The sequence below is a fragment of the Oleiphilus sp. HI0080 genome (genome assembly GCF_001635135.1).
The window spans coordinates 1-696 of the sequence record NZ_LWFU01000945.1; the positions used below are offsets into that span (position 1 = coordinate 1).

Here is a 696-nt window from a genome sequence, read left to right on the forward strand (position 1 = left end):
TTTTCTTCAATTCCGGCTTACACGATCCACAATTGGTTCCACACTTAAGCGCATCGCCAAGCGACTCTACAGAGTCACATTGCTTGGTTTCTATGGCATCATGAATGGCCTTCTCTCCAACCTTGAAACAACTACAGACAATTTTCCCTTGCGTAAATTCATCGTCCACCTCTCCGTGCAGAAGTTCATGAATCTGTTCGCTACTCAATGCATTTTCCTGAATAAGAGACTCAAACCACGCTCTATGAAAATCGAGCGGTGACGACTGCTCCATCAGGAGGGCGCTCAAAGCACCCTGATTTAAATATAACGAGACTCTGCCAGTAGCCTTGGTATGGCTCATGCTTTGAGTCGAAGAAATGACGCCTAAATCGGCTAACTGCTGGGCAATTTCCGTAGTCGATTCAAGACAACTGATCCGATAAACGAACGCACCATTGATTCGGATTTTGCTCCAAACTTCGGCCATCGTCGACAAAACACGATGATCAAGCTCCTCACGGAGCAACAGGTACGCATGTTTTTTTACTGTCAGCTTTTCGAGCGCGACGGCCGCATGCTTCAGCTCCGGCTGCCCTGAGATCGCGTCTCGCGCATCACTATACAAATAAGCGATTGAGGCAGAAGAAGACCATTGTTTTCCCCAGTGAATTGGCGCAAATAACTCTCCACGCCGCTGAGCGCTGTCAATCTGAA

General features: G+C 47.8%; 1 protein-coding gene. It reads right to left on the reverse strand.

Annotated features, from left to right (window positions below; genetic code table 11):
• Window positions 1-696 (reverse strand): (2Fe-2S)-binding protein (locus A3751_RS18410; protein ID WP_197466488.1); only part of this gene is annotated, 696 nt, incomplete at both ends.